Origin of the sequence: Streptomyces stelliscabiei, from assembly GCF_014873495.1 — a bacterium.
Taxonomy (GTDB): Bacteria; Actinomycetota; Actinomycetes; order Streptomycetales; family Streptomycetaceae; genus Streptomyces; species Streptomyces bottropensis.
The window spans coordinates 8,746,666-8,764,161 of the sequence record NZ_JADBGF010000001.1 but is presented as its reverse complement, the minus strand read 5'-3'; the positions used below and the strand labels follow the sequence as shown (position 1 = coordinate 8,764,161).

The window sequence follows — 17,496 nt, the reverse complement described above, 5'->3', positions numbered from 1 at the left end:
GGCACGCCTGCAATAATTGCGTGCATGCACGCATCAATCGGTACCGGGTCATCCGGGTCCGGCGAGGTCGCCAGACCCGATCTGTCGACGAGCCTCTTCGCCCTCATCGCCTACTTCGGGCGGGAGGCGACGGTCAACGTGTTCGACACCGTTGACGCACTCGAGCTGACAACCACCCAGATCCGAGTGCTGCACCACCTCGACGAGATCGACACCGAGCTGAGCGTGAAGGAGGCGGCCGAGTTCGCGATGATCTCCCTCGGGGCGATCAGCCGGTCTCTGGACGGTCTGGTGCGCCGCGGCTTCATCGAACGCCGCGAGGATCCGACCGACCGGCGGATGAAGCGGATCAGGATCAGCGACGACGGCCGTACCGCCATCAGAGGGTTCGAAGCCGTGAACCGGAGCGTCATCGACCGCTTCCTCGAAACGCTCCCCGCCGCAGACCAGGAGCAGCTGGCCAAGGCACTGGCGCCGCTGCTGGAACGTCCGGAGATCTCGGCGTGCCTTCCGCCGGCCTTCGTGCCACAGACGGATTAGCCGAGATGACGATCGTCAGCGAAGGGCTACCCACACGGGTGGCCCTTCGCGCGTCGCGCATCGCTTTCGCGACGTCTTCCTCACGCATGGCGGCATGCGCGAGCGCCGCCATCAGCTCGATCTCTCCCGATGCGACGTCCGGAAGCCGACGCACGAGCGCGTACAGATCGCCGGCGAGCGAACCGGTGTCGACATCCGCCGCCAGTTCGGGTTGACGGTTGATCAGCGCGGCGATCACCAGTCCCGCCTTGCCCTGCCACTGGCGATAGATGGTGGCAGGGCTGCGTGCCCGGGCGGCGAGCGCCGGCATCGACAGGCCCTGGTAGCCCACCTCGCACAGGAGCTCGAGGACGGCTTCGTAGATCTCGCGCTTACGCGGTTCCGAGAGCCGTCCCGGCGGCGACATGCCGTGCTGCCGGTTCCCGCCGTCCGCCTCACGCGGCGACGACCGGCCGTTCCGCCAGGAACCCACGCGCCCGATGCGGCCGCTTCCTTGACGTAGTCGGCGAAGAGACGCGGCGGGCGGCCCAGAACCCGCCGGACGTCGTCGGTGACCCTGTCGCCGACTCCGTGGGCGATCGACTCCATCAGGTTCGTGACCGCCTGGGCGGCCTCGTCCGGGAATCCCTGCTGGACGAGGGTGTCCAGGTACGTGGCGCGGTCGACCGGGGTGCAGTGGATCTCGCGTCCCGTCGCTTCGGAGATGAGGGAGGCGATGGTGCGGAAGGAGAATGCCTCTGGCCCGGTGTTCGTACACGCGGCCCGTGTGGGCGTCGCTGGTGAGCGCGGCGACGGCGACGTCCGCGATGTCGGCGACGTCGATGAACGCCTCGCGTCCCTCGGCGGAGGGCAGTGCCAGGTTTCCGGCCCTGACCGGCTCCAGGAAGACGTCCTCGGTGAAGTTCTGCGCGACCGGGCGGCGCGCAGGATCGTCCACTGCGGGACGGATTCGCGTACCACCGTTTCGGTCGGTGACCGAGTCCGCGACATCGCCGACGTCCTCTCCTCCCAGCCCGAGAATGAGACGCCCTGGGAGGCACTTCGGCACACGTTCCACGTCATCACCGGGGCGTGGGACGAGGCACCGCAGGAGTCGCTCCGCCACCTGCGGATGATCAGAGAGACCCCGTCACTGCGTGCCCGCTACTGGGAGAAACAGCTGAGCTGGCACGAGGCCCTGTTGCCGGAGGTCTCCCGCCGTTTGAGCGATGGCGCAGACGGCTTCACGGACCCCCGGTCGGACGCCCTGGTCGGATCCACACTCGCCTGCCTCGACGCGGCCGTCGCAGCCTGGGTGGCGTGCGAGGCCACGGTGCCCTCATCACTGCTGCTCGATCGTGCGATGGCCGCACTCACGGTTCAGGCCTGACCGAGACCCTTGAGGGCTCGATCGAGGCCCGTCATGACTTGGTTCAACGCCTTCTTCGCCCGAAGGGTCGGGAATCCGGGTTGACGGTCTTACTCTCGGAGCCATGCACCCCGCAGCGGCGCCCCGCCCGGCGCAGGCGTTCTCGACGGCTCATGTGCCGCCGGCCGAGCGGCTGCGGGCCTGGGAGGAGCACAACGCCGACGCCCTGATCGCGCTGAAGTGCCGCACACCGGGCGGTGAGGACTTCCGGGCCCGCGAGGACAACCTCGCCCTCGGGCGGGTCCATCTGGCGCGCGTCTGCGCCACGGCCCACGTCGTGGAGCGTTCCGCCGACCTCGTCGAACGGCGGCCGACGGGCTCCGTCGCCGTCTACGTCTCCCTGCGCGGGGAGGCGCTGTTCCAGCAGGCAGGCCGACGCCAGGTCGTCCGTCCCGGCGACGTCGTGGTCTGTGACGCGGACGGAAGCTTCGTCCGCGGTTTCGGCCAGGGTCTGGACGAGTTGGCGGTACGGGTGCATCGTGAGGCGCTGCCGGAGCGGGCCGCACTCGGAGAACCGCTCATCGTCCGCAGCAGCGAAGCGAACCCCTACGGCCGCGCGCTCGCCCGCCTGGTCGGCCGCTCCGTCGGGGGCGAGGCCGCGATCCGGCCCGACGAGCAGGCGATCGTCGACCTGGCGTCCGCGCTCGTGAGCGGGGGTGCCACCCGGAGGCCCGTCGTGCACCGCGCCCTCGCGTGCGCCCGCATCGAGGAGCAACTGCGTGATCCACGCCTGTCGGCCCCCGAGGTCGCCGAAGCGGTCGGCATCAGCGTCCGTCAGCTCACCCGTGTCTTCGCGGAGGCAGGCACCACGTTTCCGCGCTACGTGCTGGGACGGCGCCTCGAACTCGCCTACGGCGTGCTGACGGGACCGGACGCCGCCCAATCGCGCACGGCGTCGGTGGCGGCCATGTGTGGATTCAGCTCGGTCGCTCACTTCTCACAGACCTTCCACGCCCGATTCGGGGTCACGGCGGGCGAGTTGCGCCGTACCGCAGCGAAGCGCGACTGAACGAAGCGCAAGGGAAACAGCGCCGACATACGGATTTCGGCCGTCCTCCACCCCGTCCCGCCGGATGCGGCCGAATCCGGGGGCAAGCTGCCTTCAGCGCACCGCGAGAAGAAGGCGAGGGACCCCATGCCCGAGTTCAACGACGGTCAACGCGAGACCGAACTTCCGGCATCGTCGCACGTCGAGACCGATGTCCTGATCGTCGGCTCCGGCCCGGCCGGCGCCTCGGCGGCGCTGTTCCTGTCGACCCTGGGAATCGACAACATCGTGATCACCAAGTACCGGTGGACCGCGAACACGCCCCGGGCGCACATCACCAACCAGCGGGCGATGGAGATTTACCGCGACATGGGGATCGAGGACCAGGTGCTGGCCGACGCCACCGACCACGACCTCGTCGGTGACACCGTCTTCTGCACCTCCATCGCGGGCGAGGAGATCGGCCGTATCCACACCTGGGGGACCCGGCCCGACCGGGAGGCGGACTACCGGCTGGCCTCGCCCTGCCTCACCGTCGACATCCCGCAGACCTATCTCGAACCGATCCTCGTCAAGAACGCCACCGTCCGCGGCACCCAGACCCGGTTCTCCACGGAGTACCTCGCGCACACGCAGGACGACACGGGCGTCACCGTCCGGGTCCGTGACCGGCTCACCGGCCAGGAGTACGACATCCGGGCGAAGTACCTCATCGGCGCCGACGGCGCCCGCTCCCGGGTCGCCGAGGACATAGGCCTGCCCTACGAGGGCGCGATGGACATCGCCGGTTCGATGAACATCACCTTCAAGGCCGACATCACGTCCTACGTCGGCCACCGACCCTCGGTCCTGTACTGGGTGATCCAGCCGGGCGCCAACGTCGGCGGTATCGGCGCCGGACTGGTCCGGATGGTCCGCCCGTGGAACGAGTGGCTCATCGTGTGGGGCTACGACATCGACTCCGAGCCCCCCGTGGTCGACAACGCCGAGGCGATCCGCATCGTGCGGCAGCTGCTGGGGATCCCCGACCTCGAGGTCGAGATCACCGGCACCAGCCTCTGGGGGAACAACGAGATGTACGCCACCCGCCTGCACAAGGGCCGTGTCTTCTGCGCGGGCGACGCCGTCCACCGCCACCCGCCGAGCAACGGCCTGGGCTCCAACACCAGCGTCCAGGACTCCTACAACCTCGCCTGGAAGCTCGCGGCCGTGCTGCGCGGCCAGGCCGACCCGTCGCTGCTGGAGACGTACTCGGTGGAGCGGGCGCCTGTCGCGAAGCGGATCGTCACCCGCGCCAACAGGTCCAGCCGCGAGTTCGTCGACCTCTTCGAGGCCCTCGGCGTCCTTGACGCCCAGGACGAGGACGAGATGCGGGCCCTGATCGAGGAGCGCAAGGCCAACACCCCCGAGGGCGCGGCCAAGCGGGCCGCGCTGGTGGCGGCGATGGAGACCAAGCACTACGAGTTCAACGCGCACGGCGTCGAACTCGGCCAGTTCTACGAGTCCGCCGCCGTCGTCTCCGACGGCACCCGCCCCGCCCCGAGCAGGGACGAGGACCTCTACCACGTCATGTCCACCAGCCCCGGCGCGCACCTTCCGCACGCCTGGGTCGGCGACAACGTCACCAAGCTCGCCCTGATGGACCTCGCGCCCTACACCCGCTGGACCCTGATCACGGGCATCGCCGGCGAGGACTGGGCCGCTGCCGCCGAGAAGGTCGCGCAGGACCTCGTCATCCCGCTCGAAGCCGTGGTGATCGGCCCCGGCCGCGAGGTGACGGACCTCTACTACGACTGGGCCAAGCTGCGCGAGGTCGAGGAGTCCGGCGCGATCCTGGTGCGCCCCGACAAACACGTCGCCTGGCGTTCGATGAGCCTCGCCGACGAGCCCGAGGCGGCCCTGCGCGGCGCCCTCGCCCAGCTCCTCGGAAAGGCGTGACCGTGCGGTTCATCCACGAGACCCTGCCGCAGCGGGTCGTCTTCGCCCCCGGCGCGGCGCCGGCCGCGGTGGCCGCCGAGGTGGCCGCGCTGAAGGCGACGAAGGTGATGCTCCTCGCCGCACCGGGGGAGGCGGCTCTCGCCGACCGCGTCGGCGCGGACCTGCCGGTGGCGGTGCGCCACGACGAGGTCGTCATGCATGTCCCGGTCGACGTCGCCGAGCGTGCCCGGAAGGCCGCGACGGAGGGTGCCGTGGACGCGCTGGTGTGCGTCGGCGGCGGCTCGACGACCGGCCTGGCCAAGGCGGTGGCGCTGACGACCGGCCTGCCGATCGTGGCCGTCCCCACCACCTACGCCGGCTCGGAGGCGACGAACGTCTGGGGCCTGACCGAGGGCGAGGTGAAGACGACCGGCATCGACCCGCGGGTTCTGCCGCGCTCGATCGTCTACGACGCCTCGCTGCTGTCGAGCCTGCCGGTGGAGATGTCCGTGGCCAGCGGCCTCAACGCCCTGGCCCACTGCGTCGACTCCATGTGGGCTCCGCACGCCGACCCGATCGACCGGGCCCTGGCGGGAGAGGGCATCCGGGGCCTGGCCCGCGGCCTGCCCGCCGTGGCCGCCGACCCGACCGGCCTGGACGGCCGCCAACAGACGCTCTACGGCGCCTACTTGGCCGCCGTCGCCTTCGCCTCGGCCGGCTCGGGCATGCACCACAAGATCTGCCACGTGCTCGGCGGCATGTTCAACCTCCCGCACGCCCAGACCCACGCGGTGGTCCTCCCGCACGTCCTGGCCTTCAACGCCCCGGCCGTGTCCGAGACCGAACGGCGCGTCGCGGAGGCCTTCGGCAGCCCGACGGCGCTAGCCGGACTCGCCGCACTGCGCGCAACCCTCAACGCCCCGCGCGCGCTGCGCGACTACGGCATGCCCGAGGAGGGCATTGCCCGCGCGGTGGCGCCGGTCCTCGCCGCGATTCCCGCGGACAACCCCACCCCCGTGACCGAGGAGAACCTCACCGCGCTGCTGCGCGCGGCCTGGGAAGGAAGTGACCCCGCATGACCCTCCACGATGTGTCGTCGGAGCAGGCGGCCCGCGAGGAAGACCTGATCGCGCGGGTGCAGCGCTCCTTCGACTCCTGCCAGGACCCCCGCCTCAAGGAGCTGATGCAGGCGGTCGTCAAACACCTCCACGCCTTCCTGCGCGAGGTCCGCCTCACCGAGGAGGAGTGGACCAAGGGCATCGAGTTCCTCACCGCCGTCGGCCACCTCACCGAGGACAAACGCCAGGAGTTCATCCTGCTCTCGGACACCCTCGGCGCGTCCATGCAGACCATCGCGATCAACAACGAGGCCTACGGCGACGCCACCGAGGCCACCGTCTTCGGACCCTTCTTCGTTGAGGGCTCCCCGAGGATCGAGCCAGGCGGAGACATGTCCTTCGGAGCCGCAGGCGAGCCCTGCTGGATCGAGGGAACCGTGCGCGACACCCACGGCAACCCGATTCCCGGGGCGAAGATCGAGGTCTGGGAGGCAGACGAGGACGGCTTCTACGACGTCCAGTACGACGACGACCGGGTCGCGGCCCGCGCGCACCTGTTCACGGACGCCGACGGGAGCTACCGCTTCTGGGGCATAACACCGACTCCATACCCGATCCCGCACGACGGGCCGGTCGGCAATATGCTGGCCGCGACCGGACGCTCGCCGATGCGCGCCTCGCACCTCCACTTCATGGTGGAGGCCCCGCAGTGCCGGACCCTGGTAACCCACATCTTCGTCAGCGGCGACGAACTGCTCGACTCCGACACCGTCTTCGGCGTCAAGGAGTCCCTCGTCAAGGACTTCGAGCAGCGTCCTGCCGGCACACCGACGCCGGACGGGCGCGTCATCGACGGCACCTGGACGCAGGTCCACTTCGACATCGTCCTCGCACCCACCGGCAGCCGGGGGTGACATCATGTCCGCGGCAGGGTTCCGGTCTGCCGCGTATCATGACGGCCGGGCCCATCGCGAACACTGGAGCGCTGTGGGCCCGGTCGGTCGTCAACGGTTCAGCTGTGAAGGCCGCTGCGACCACTCCCCAACCGCCGTCACGGCGTCTACTCGGCAGGACAGGGCCGTCGACCACAGCCCGCCACCGGCACCGCGGCGGTCGAAGAAGCGCACCACGCGGCCGGGCACATCCCATGCCTCGATCGCCGAGGAGTCAGCGGTCTGCTGCTCATGCACGACGGCATCGCCAGCAACGCTTCGAAGTAGTGAACAGCCGCCGCCTGCCTCTCCCGCTGGTCACCGAGATGTCCGAGGGGAGGTGGAGGGTGAGTTCGGGGTCGCGGACCCCGGAGCGCGGTGGGACCGAGGGGCATCGGCCGGTTCGTCTGCGACCGTTCCCGGTCAGGTCCCAGATGGGGGTCATCTCGGAGCCGGCATAGGTGGTCGGGATGCTGATGACGGGCAGGCCGCCCTGCCAGGCGAAAGCCGTGCTGCCAAACTCGTGTGCGACCTCGCCCACCACCTCCTCATGCTCAACGTATGGATCAAAGACACCGACCGGGAGATCCGCGAGATGTTCCGCCTCGACGAGCGTGCCGAAGTCATCAACTCGCTGCCGAGGATGGCCCCATCCTCGGGGCCGAGTTCCTCGCCGTCGTTGGAGATCTGTCCAACTACGCAGACGCCGGCCGCCCAAACCGCCATGATGCGCCCAGGCCTCTCTCGTGACCACTACCTGAAAAGAAGCGCGGAGGGTCTGATCCATACCCAGGCATTGCTCGCCCTCGCACGCCGCCGAGTCGACGTCCTTTGGGCCATGCTCCGTGACAAGAGGCACTTCACGCCCACCCCACCGCCTGCGACGGGACCAGCAGTGCGGTCAGTTGCGTCGAGCTTCATCACGCGGAGGATGCGGGCACCGTCGGTGCCTGCTGTGATCTTGGGGTGGCGGGCGGTGAACCCTTCATGGCTGGTTTTGAGGGTTCCGAGGGAGATGTGAACAGCGCAGGCCGCTCCAGCAACCCACGTTACCGATCGCTCCCACCTCTTGACGCAACAAGCCGAAGGCGTTCGTATAGCACCTGCTTCATTAAATCGGATGCAGATGAGGGTGGTACCGCCATGGCCGACGACCTGACATGGCTCAGCGCACATGAACTCGGGCAGCTGTACCGAAGCCGGCAATTGTCGCCGGTGGAGGTGGTCGGTGCGGCGCTGGACCGCCTGGATCGGGTGGACGCCCGGTTGAACGTCATGGTGACGGTCACCGCGGACGCCGCCAGGGAGCAGGCGCTGAAGGCCGAGCAGCGCTTTGCCGCCGGGGAGGAGTTGCCTGCGCTGTACGGAGTTCCGATCACGGTGAAGGACCTCACCGACACGGCCGGTGTGCGCACCACATACGGCTGCGTCGCCTACGCCGACCACGTGCCCGACAAGGATGCCGCCGCCTGGTCCCGGCTCAAGGACGCCGGGACGATCCTGCTGGGCAAGACCACGACCCCCGAGTTCGGATTCCTTGGCGTCACCGAGAGCAAGCTGACCGGCACCACCGGCACTCCATGGGACCCGGCCCGTGCGGCCGGCGGCTCCAGTGGTGGCGCCGCGGCCTCGACCGCCGCAGGCGTCGCGCCCGTGGCCTGGGGCTCCGACGGCGGAGGCTCCATCCGCGTCCCCGCCTCGCTCTGCGGAGCGGTCGGGGTCAAGCCCTCAACCGGCCGCATTCCCCACCTCGCCAACACGGAGCCGGACACCACCGAGGGTCCCATCACCCGCCGTGTCGTGGATGCCGCGCTCCTCCTTGATGCCACCGTCGGCCCCCACCCCCTCGACCGCCTCTCCCTGCCCGCCACCGGCGAACGGTATGCGGAGGCGGCCCTGGCCGCGGGGGACCTGAGCGGCCTGCGCATCGCGGCTGACCGCGGCCTGCTGCACGGCCCGGTGGACGTGGAGACGCAGCGCGTCTTCGCCGCCGCTCTGGAGGACCTGAGGGCCGCCGGGGCGGTGGTGGAGGAGACCCAGGTGGAAGTGCCGGACCCCATGGCATTCGCCGTGGCCTACTGGGGCCCCGAGTACATGACGATCGTGGAGGAGATGCGCGCGGCGGAGCTCGACATCTGGCCTCTGGCGGTGGACATGGCGGACCGGGCGGCGCGCCTTTCGCCCGTGGACGTGGGACGTGCCGCGCGCGAGACGAAGACGGCCATCTACCTCGCCTATGCGGAGGTGTTCGCCGACTTCGACCTGTTGGTCACCCCCACCACGCCCTTCCCGGCCTTCCCCCACGCCGGGGACGTGGGCGGTCCCGCCACCGTGAACGGGCTGCCTCTCGCCGATCCGGGATGGCACCTGCACCGGCTCACCGAGTCGCCCAGCCATGCCGGACTCCCCGCCGTCTCCGTGCCCTGCGGCTTCACGGCCGGAGGTCTTCCCGTCGGCCTCCAGATCATCGGACCTCAGCACGCCGACGAGGCCGTCGTCTCCGCTGCCGCCCGCTACGAGCGCGCCACAGACTGGTGGACACGGCACCCCGCCCTGTGAGTTCACCGAGTCCACCCCGCACGCCGCATCCTGGGCTGAGCGGACGAGGACTCGCCGACCGCACATGCGGCTGAAATCGGCGACCCTCTGTCTCGAGCTCGGCCGTGGAGAGGTCGCCAGGCCCCGTCGCCGGTAACCCCCGGGCACGCGACAGCATGGGCTGGAACCAGGGTCGACCCACCGGCAACGACGGGACACCGAGCCGACGCGGGGCGGCGGCGCACGGCACCGTCCGCCACCGGCTGCCGTCGCCCAGAGCGCGCGCCGTGCCGCGCCCTCCCGACGAGTGCACAGCACCCGGGACTCGGCGCTCACGTCGGTGCTCGCGTTGTGGTCCAGTGCCCTCGGCTCGGACCACAAGTGGGCCAGGACACATCGTCCCAACCTGGGGCACACGTTGGCGGCAGAGCGCCACCATGCGGCAGGTCCGGTTGCGATGCGCGCCCGACGGGCGTCGTACACCTGTCGCGATACGCACGGTAGCCGCACCGGCACAGAGGGGCGCTGCCGGACGAAAGTTACGACCTGGAAAACCCCGCCCTTGACTCATTGCCTGTTGTACATCAGTCGCTATACATTCACCGTCAACTTGGCTCGAAAGCGGCCACAGGCTGCGCCGAAGGAGCGTCCCGATGGCTATACGACACATTCCAGGAGCCGCGGTGCTCAGCCTCGCACTGGCCGCGTCCACGCTCACCGCGTGTTCCGGTGGCTCATCGGGCGGGCAGAAGCCGGTCTCCGCCGACGACCTGATCCCCTCACTTCCGGCCGCAAAGGGTGACGTCGACCGGATCACGTGGAACCTCACCGGCGGCGAGCCGGAGACGCTGGATCCGGCCAACGCCGCGACCCCGCAGAGCGGCCAGGTGGTCCGCAATCTCTGCGACTCCCTGCTGACCCTGGACGCGAAGTACAACCTCAAGCCCAACCTGGCGAGCTACGACCAGCAGTCGCCGACCAAACTCGTGCTCACGATCCGCCCGGACACCACATTCTGGGACGGGTCCACCGTCACCGCGGAGGACGTCGCCTTCAGTCTGCGCCGGGCAGCCGACCCGTCGAAGGTCACCAGCTATCTCTTCGCCAACGTCGACTCCATCAAGGCGACGGCAGCCGACAAGGTCACCGTCACCTTCAAACAGCCGGACGAGATGTTCACGAGCGAACTGGCCAACATGGTGGTCCTGAAGAAGACGTTCGCCGAGAAGGCCGGCTCCAAGCTCGGCACCCCGGCCGGCGGCCTGATGTGCAGCGGGCCGTTCAAGCTCGACAAATGGACCAGCGGCGACAGCATCACGATGAGCCGCAACGACGCCTACTGGAACCGCGAGCGGCGCCCGTTCGCCAAGTCGGTGAAGTTCACGTTCGTCACCGATGCCACCTCCCTCGCCCAGTCGCTGAACGCCGGCGAGATCGACGGCGCCTACGAGCTGTCTGCTTCCTCCGTGCCGGCCCTGCAGAACTCCAAGAAGGGGCGACTGGTCTTCGGGCTCTCTCCTCAGTCGATGAACCTCTACGTCGCCCGTCCGGACGGTGTGATGGCCGACGGCGACCTGCGCGCCGCCCTGCAGCGGATGATCGACCGCGAGGCCCTCGCGAAGGCCGTGTACCACGGAGCCGCCACCCCCCTGTACACCATGACACCCCCCGCAACCTGGCCCAACGCCCAGCGCGCAGCGTACGAGAAGGCGTACAAGGCCTTCGAGACCGCGCGGTCCTACGACATGGACGCAGCCAAGAAGCTGGTCAAGTCCTCCTCCTACAAGGGACAGCAGATCGTCCTGGCCATCGCCGCGGGCGATGACACTCAGTCGCGCACGGCGCAGTTGCTCCAGCAGCAGGGCCGGGAAGCCGGCCTGACGATCAAGATCCAGAGCATGCAGCCGCTGGTCTACGCACAGGCGGGCTACGACGCTTCCAAGCGCAAGGGCGTCGATCTCATGTTGTCGTCGAACTTCAGCGCCACGCCGGACCCGTTGGAGACCATCGGCTTCACGTTCCTGCCCAAGCAGACCTACAACTACGTCAACTACGACGACCCGCAGGCCACCAAACTGTTCGACGATGCACGCAGCACCTTCGACGGAACCCAGCGAGCCGAGAAGATCATCGAGATGCAGGCGCTGTACGAGAAGGCCGACGCGGTCATCCCGCTGGTCTCCACCAACACCACGACCTTCCTCAACGACCGGCTGACCGGGGCGATCACCTCGTTCGCCTACTGGTCCATGCCGCAGATGGCCTACGTCGGCGCCACGCAGAAGTAGGAGCGACGAGATGTCCGTGTCCACTTCCGCGACCGGTGTGCCGGCCCGGATCCGCACCTCCTGGCGCCACCCCGCCACGGCCCTCGCCATGACCTACGTCGTGGGCCCCGTCCTCACCATCCTGTGCGCCTCCTTCCTCCTGTTCGCCGTCCTCACCCTGTCTCCCGGAGACCCGGTGGCCCAGTTGCTGGGGCCGCACGCCTCTGACTCCGCGCGCGCCGCGATGCGGGTCAGGCTCGGGCTGGACGACCCGCTGCCGGAGCGATACTGGCACTGGTTGACCGGCGCCCTGCACGGAGACCTCGGCACCTCGCTGACCTACCGGGAACCGGTCTCCGATCTGCTCGCTCCCCGGCTGCTCACCACGTTTGTGCTCGTCGGCATGGCAGCGGTCCTCATCCTCGTCGCGGGCCTGGTCCTCGGCGGGATCGGCGGGACGAGTCCGCGGTGGCGCCCGCTGGTCAACGCCCTGGCCGGGCTGGGCATCGCCGTGCCGGCCTTCGTCGCCACCACCTTTTTGATCAGTGTCTTCGCCGTGAACCTCGGATGGTTCCCGACCGGCGGCGCGGGCAGCGGCTTCACCGACCGGCTGTGGCACCTCACCCTCCCCGCCATCGCGCTGTCCATCGGGTATGCCGCCTATCTGATCCAGATGACCTCCAGTGCGATCGGCGAGGAGGCCGAGGCCGAGCATGTGCTGACCGGCCGTGGCCGGGGGCTGCCCCGCTCCTGGGTCTTCCGGCGGCACATTCTGCGCAACGCCGCACTGCCGATCCTGACCGCTTCCGGTCTGACCGTGGCCGGGCTGGTGGCCGGCGCGGTGGTGGTGGAGCCCGCCTTCGGTATCGACGGCATCGGCTCGTTGCTGATCAGGAGCGTCTCCGCCAAGGACTACCCGGTCGTGACCGCCGTCAGCGCGTTGATCGTCACCGTGTTCGTCGTCGTGACCACGTTGCTCGACGCCGGCCAGCACCTGCTGGATCCGCGACTGAGGAAAGGACGCTGACCGATGGCCACGCTCACAGCCACTCTCCGTCTGCGGAGAACCAGCACCAGGCGTCCCGGTGACCCGCTGCTCATGGTCTCGGCAGCACTGGCCGCCGGCCTGGTGGTCCTCGCGGTGATCGGCCCCTGGATCGCGCCGTACGACCCGGCGGCCACCGATGTCCTCGCCGCGAGCCAGGGACCGAGCGGCGCCCACCTGTTCGGCACCGACTCGCTGGGCCGGGACATCTTCTCCCGGGCCCTGACCGGGGCCCGGCTGAGTTTCGCGGGACCGGGCATCATCGTCCTGGGCAGCGCCGGCCTGGGCACCTTGCTGGCGCTCGCGGCCGCCTGGCACGGCGGCTGGGTCGACCGGCTGCTGAACCGGCTGCTGACCCTGCTGTTCGCGATTCCCGGCGTGCTCGTGGCCGTCGTCGCCGCGGCCGTGTTCGGCGCCGGCTTCTGGGCGCCGGTCCTGGCCCTGACGCTCGTCTACACGCCGTACGTGGCCCGGGTGGTGCGCAGTGTCGCCGTGCGGCAGCGACAGCTGCCCTACATCGAGGCACTGCAGCTGGCGGGTCTGCCGACGTGGCGAATCTGCCTGCGGCACCTGCTGCCCAATGTCGCACCGATCGTGCTGGCCCAGGCGACGATCGGCTTCGGATCCGCGCTGATGGACTTCGGGGCTGTGTCGTTCCTCGGGCTCGGCATCCAGCCTCCGACGCCGGAATGGGGAGTGATGGTGGCCGACGGCCGGTCCGAGGTGCTGGACGGTGCCGTGCAGCAGAGCATGGCGGCGGGCTTGTGCATCGTCATCTCGGTGGTGGCGTTCAACGTGCTGGGGGAGCGCCTCACCCAGCGGTTCGGAGGGACCCGATGAACAACGCACCCCTGCTGGAGTTGCAGGGCGTCGGCATCACTGCCGGGGACCGCAGGAACCGGCGCACACTGGTCCGCGACGTGGATCTGACCGTGGCGGCGGGCGAGACCGTGGGACTGGTCGGCGAGTCGGGCTCGGGCAAGTCGATGCTGGTCAAGTCCGCCATGCGACTGCTGCCACGGCATGCCGCGACGTCCGGGCGGATCGACTTCGAGGGACGTTCGGTGCTCGGCTTCTCCCGCCGTGAACTGAGCGCGTACCGGTCCCGGGACGTCGCGCTCATCCACCAGGACCCGCGCGCCCACACCAACCCGCTGCGCACCGTCGGGGACTTCCTGATCGAAGGCGTCGTGGCCGGCAAACTGCTCGGCCCCCGAGAGGCCAGGCAGCGGGCCTGCGCACTCATGGCGGGCATAGGCATCACCGACCCCGAGCACCGCCTGACCCAGTACCCGCACGAGCTCTCCGGCGGCCTGCTGCAACGCATGATGATCGTGGCCGCGCTGCTGCCCTCCCCCAAGCTGGTCTTCGCGGACGAGCCCACCACCGCGCTGGACGTGACCGTGCAGTCTGAGGTCATGGCGATCCTGCAGGAGCAGATCCGCGAGCGGAACCTCGGGCTGCTGTTCATCTCCCACGACCTGGATCTGGCCGCCGCTGTGACCGACTCCCTGGCCGTCATGTACGCCGGGACCGTCGTCGAACGGGGAACCACCGCGGAGGTCTACTCCCGTCCCCTGCACCCCTATACGGCCGGCCTGCTCGCCTGCCGTCCCAGCGCGACGGCCGTGACCCGGCTGAAGCCGATCCCGGGCCGGCCGGTCTCGGCGTACGAGGTGGCCTCGGGCTGCGCGTTCGCCGCACGCTGCCCCTTCGCCACCGAGGAATGCCGGAAAAACCGGCCACAACTGCGCACCGTGGAGGACCGGTTGGTCGCCTGCCATCGAGTGGAACAGATCGGCGCCGAGCTTGCCCAGGTGGTGCACTCATGACGACCCGATCAGTCATCGCTCCCGCACTCGTCGTGGAGGGTCTGCGTAAGGAGTTCCCCTCCCATTCCCGGGGCGGCAAGGCGCTCGTCGCCGTCGACGACGTCAGTTTCACCCTGGAGCGCGGTGGCTCGCTGGCCGTCGTGGGCGAGTCCGGCTCGGGCAAGACCACCACTGCGCGCATCATCGCCGGGCTGGAGCGGGCCACGAGCGGGACGGTCACCGCCGCGGGCAGCGGGAAGGGGACCGCGCGCCCCGTGCAGATGGTCTTCCAGGATCCCTTCGCCTCCCTCGATCCCCGCCAGCGCATCGGCGCCGGTCTGACGGAACTGCTGCGCGTGCGCATCGGGCTCGGGCGTGCCGCGGCCCAGGAGCGCGCTGTGGGTCTGCTGGCCGAGGTCGGGCTCGACGAGCAGCACGCGGCGCGGCTCCCGCGCGATCTGTCCGGCGGACAGCGGCAACGCGTGGCCATCGCCCGGGCATTGGCCCTGGAGCCGGAGATCCTGATCCTCGACGAGGCCGTCGCCGCCCTCGACGTCAGCGTGCAGGCACAGGTACTGAACCTGCTCCGCGACATTCGCGAGCGCACCACAGTGGCGTTCCTGTTCGTCTCGCACGACCTTGCGGTGGTCCGCCAGGTCACCGACCAATGCCTGGTCATGCGCGACGGTCGCGTCGTGGAACAGGGGCCCACCGCCGAGGTGCTGGACCACCCCCGGGACCCGTACACCCGGGAACTGCTGGACGCGGTGCCCCGGCCCGGCTGGCAGCCCCGCCGCCGAAGCGCCTGACACCCCGCGCCCGCCGGCCTCCGGGCCACGTACGCCCTCGTAGTAAATCAATCGCTACACAAAGGAGCCGACCATGGGCATCCTCTCCACCGAGGGAGCCACGACCCTGACCGTCCCCCACCCCTCCCAGGCACCGGCTCTGCTGGGCGGGACGTTCACCACGCCCTGGTTCGTCGTCGACGACGAACGCACCAAGGACTTCGAGAAGGCGTCGTACCACGACGAGTACCCGCACGCCTACGAGGGCGAGGACGAGTACGGCGACGGCCTGGTGGAGGGCTTCCACCTGCTCAGCCTGCTGGACGTGCTGTGCAACCACTCCCTGTGGTCCGAGGGCCCGTGGATCGCCTGGAACTACGGGCTGGACAACGTCCGCTTCGTCTCGGTGATCCGCACCACCGACCCCTTCCGCGTCCACGGCCACGTCCGCGAGGTCATCGACCGCGGGGACCAGGGCCACCTCGTCGTCACCGACCTGCGCGCCGAGGTCAGGGGCCGGGAGCGCCCCGGATTCGTCGCGACGCAGCGCGCCCTGTGGTCCACCGTCTGAACTGCCGTAGAGAGGCCGAGAACATGGAACTGGACGCACACCAGCAGTACCTCCTCGACAAGACCATCCCCGAGGCACTGGACTACGCCGCCGGGCAGTGGCCGGACAACCTCGCCCTCACCCACATCGAGGGCGGGGGCCCCACACTGACCTGGGCGGAACTGCGCGAGCGGATCAGCCGGGTGCGCACTGGCCTCGAACTCCTCGGCCTCACGCCCGGCGACAAGGTCGGCATCCTGCTGCGCAACCAGGAGGAGTTCCCGCTGACCTGGCTCGCGGTCATCGAAGCCGGCGCGGTCGCCGTGCCGATGAACCCCAAGTACACCCCGCGGGAGATCGACTTCGTCCTCGGTGACGCCGGCGCCCGGTGGCTCGTCGCCGCCGACGACGTCGTCACCGGCGCACTCACCGATGACGGCATCGGCCCCGTGGCGAGCGAACGGATCATCGTCGTCGGCGAACCCGTCACCGGCCTGCACGACTTCGCCACGCTGGCCGCGCACGAGCCGACGCCGCGCACCCACCGGGCAGACCCCGGTGTGGTGGTCAACATCCAGTTCACGTCCGGCACTACCGGGCTCCCCAAGGGATGCCTGCTCACCCACACCTACTGGATCCAGATCGGCGTCTACGGCTCGGCGCTCGGCGACGCCCAGCGGATCCTGGCGGACCACCCCTTCTACTACATGCAGAACCAGGCCTATCTGATGATGGCGCTGGCCGGCGGAGGTGGCCTGTACGTCACCGCGGGGCTGAGCCGGCGCAAGTTCATGAACTGGCTCGTCGACCACCAGATCGACATGGCCTGGATCGACGAGGGCATGCTCGATCTCCCGGAGAGCGACGCCGACCGGAAACTGGCCCTGAAAAAAGCACCCGTGTCGGCCATGCCGCCCTCCCTGCACGAGCCGCTGGAGCGCCGCTTCGGCCTGCGGGCGCGCGAGGTCTACGCCAGCACGGAGGTCGGCAACGGCACTTTTGTCCCGTACGAGCGCACCGACACCGTCGGCACCGGCTCCATGGGCTGGTGCTTCCCTCAGCGCGAGTCGAAGATCATCGACCAGAACGGCGAGGAGGTCGAGCCGGGCCGCTCGGGTGAACTGTGCCTGCGGGGACCCGGCATGATGCTCGGCTACCACAACCGCCCCGAGGCCAACGCCGAACTCTTCCTGCCCGGCGGCTGGTTCCGTACCGGCGACATCGTCCGCAAGGACGCCGACGGACAGCATTACTACGAGGGCCGCGTCCGCGATGTCATCCGCCGCAGCGGAGAGAACATCGCCGCGGCCGAGGTCGAACTGCAGATCATGAGCATGCCGGAGGTGGAGGAGGTCGGTGTCATACCGGTTCCCGACCCCCAGCGCGACGAAGAGGTGAAGGCGGTCGTCGTACTCAAGCCGGGGGCCAGCCTGACCGCCCAGGAGATCGAGGCGTGGTGCCTGAGGGGGCTCGCCCGCTTCAAGGTGCCACGCTACATCGAGTTCCGTGACAGCCTGCCGCACACGGCCAGCGGCAAGATCGCGAAGGCGGAACTCCGCGCCGAACCGCACCGTGCACACGCCGTCGATCTGCGGGCACCCTGAGACAGAGCAGCGGATCGACCGGATGCCACCGGCCGGTCCGCTCCCTCGCT

14 protein-coding genes and 2 pseudogenes are annotated in these 17,496 nt (G+C 69.5%); 15 read left to right on the top strand and 1 reads right to left on the bottom strand.

The window, feature by feature from the left end; genetic code table 11:
- The first annotated feature begins 24 nt into the window (after positions 1–24).
- Positions 25–540 carry a MarR family winged helix-turn-helix transcriptional regulator gene (locus tag H4687_RS38525; protein ID WP_012999289.1) on the top strand — a complete coding sequence of 172 codons (516 nt, stop codon included), beginning with the start codon at positions 25–27 and terminating at the stop codon, positions 538–540.
- A 238-nt stretch (positions 541–778) separates the two neighbouring features.
- On the opposite strand, the pseudogene H4687_RS46940 reads toward H4687_RS38525, so the two are convergent.
- Positions 779–946, bottom strand: a pseudogene (locus H4687_RS46940) (TetR/AcrR family transcriptional regulator); the annotation flags it as partial.
- Positions 947–1,306: 360 nt separating this feature from the next.
- Here H4687_RS46940 and H4687_RS38520 point away from each other — a divergent pair.
- From H4687_RS38520 to H4687_RS38455, 14 genes and pseudogenes are all read left to right on the top strand, one after another.
- The gene (locus tag H4687_RS38520) at positions 1,307–1,909 is read left to right on the top strand and encodes an acyl-CoA-like ligand-binding transcription factor (RefSeq protein WP_148274184.1); all 603 of its coding nucleotides are present in this window, start codon (positions 1,307–1,309) and stop codon (positions 1,907–1,909) included.
- 103 nt (positions 1,910–2,012) lie between these two features.
- Entirely contained in the window at positions 2,013–2,957 is a 945-nt protein-coding gene (locus H4687_RS38515; RefSeq protein ID WP_012999291.1) for a helix-turn-helix domain-containing protein, read from the top strand.
- Between the two features lie 126 nt (positions 2,958–3,083).
- Complete coding sequence (locus H4687_RS38510) at positions 3,084–4,874, top strand: FAD-dependent oxidoreductase (protein WP_012999292.1); 1,791 nt, start codon at positions 3,084–3,086, stop codon at positions 4,872–4,874.
- A 2-nt stretch (positions 4,875–4,876) separates the two neighbouring features.
- On the top strand, positions 4,877–5,932 hold the full coding sequence (locus tag H4687_RS38505) for a maleylacetate reductase (protein WP_037724158.1): 1,056 nt from the start codon (positions 4,877–4,879) through the stop codon (positions 5,930–5,932).
- Entirely contained in the window at positions 5,929–6,825 is an 897-nt protein-coding gene (locus H4687_RS38500) for an intradiol ring-cleavage dioxygenase (RefSeq protein WP_012999294.1), read from the top strand. The genes H4687_RS38505 and H4687_RS38500 overlap by 4 nt, the downstream gene beginning before the upstream one ends.
- A gap of 502 nt (positions 6,826–7,327) precedes the next feature.
- A pseudogene (locus tag H4687_RS46930) lies at positions 7,328–7,720 on the top strand (IS110 family transposase); the annotation flags it as partial.
- A gap of 266 nt (positions 7,721–7,986) precedes the next feature.
- Complete coding sequence (locus tag H4687_RS38490) at positions 7,987–9,402, top strand: amidase (RefSeq protein WP_046773329.1); 1,416 nt, start codon at positions 7,987–7,989, stop codon at positions 9,400–9,402.
- A 632-nt stretch (positions 9,403–10,034) separates the two neighbouring features.
- On the top strand, positions 10,035–11,669 hold the full coding sequence (locus H4687_RS38485; protein ID WP_225966946.1) for an ABC transporter substrate-binding protein: 1,635 nt from the start codon (positions 10,035–10,037) through the stop codon (positions 11,667–11,669).
- 10 nt (positions 11,670–11,679) lie between these two features.
- Positions 11,680–12,675, top strand: coding sequence for an ABC transporter permease (locus H4687_RS38480; protein WP_012999297.1), 996 nt, complete (start codon positions 11,680–11,682; stop codon positions 12,673–12,675).
- A 3-nt stretch (positions 12,676–12,678) separates the two neighbouring features.
- Positions 12,679–13,533, top strand: coding sequence for an ABC transporter permease (locus H4687_RS38475; RefSeq protein WP_037724141.1), 855 nt, complete (start codon positions 12,679–12,681; stop codon positions 13,531–13,533).
- Positions 13,530–14,525 (top strand): ABC transporter ATP-binding protein, encoded by a 996-nt coding sequence (locus tag H4687_RS38470; protein ID WP_012999299.1) that lies wholly within the window; start codon positions 13,530–13,532, stop codon positions 14,523–14,525. Before H4687_RS38475 ends, H4687_RS38470 begins: the two co-directional genes overlap by 4 nt.
- Positions 14,522–15,313 carry an ABC transporter ATP-binding protein gene (locus tag H4687_RS38465; RefSeq protein ID WP_012999300.1) on the top strand — a complete coding sequence of 264 codons (792 nt, stop codon included), beginning with the start codon at positions 14,522–14,524 and terminating at the stop codon, positions 15,311–15,313. Before H4687_RS38470 ends, H4687_RS38465 begins: the two co-directional genes overlap by 4 nt.
- A gap of 73 nt (positions 15,314–15,386) precedes the next feature.
- Complete coding sequence (locus H4687_RS38460; RefSeq protein WP_012999301.1) at positions 15,387–15,863, top strand: hotdog family protein; 477 nt, start codon at positions 15,387–15,389, stop codon at positions 15,861–15,863.
- Between the two features lie 23 nt (positions 15,864–15,886).
- Positions 15,887–17,446, top strand: a complete 1,560-nt coding sequence (locus H4687_RS38455; protein ID WP_012999302.1) for a class I adenylate-forming enzyme family protein — start codon at positions 15,887–15,889, stop codon at positions 17,444–17,446.
- Positions 17,447–17,496: the final 50 nt, after the last annotated feature.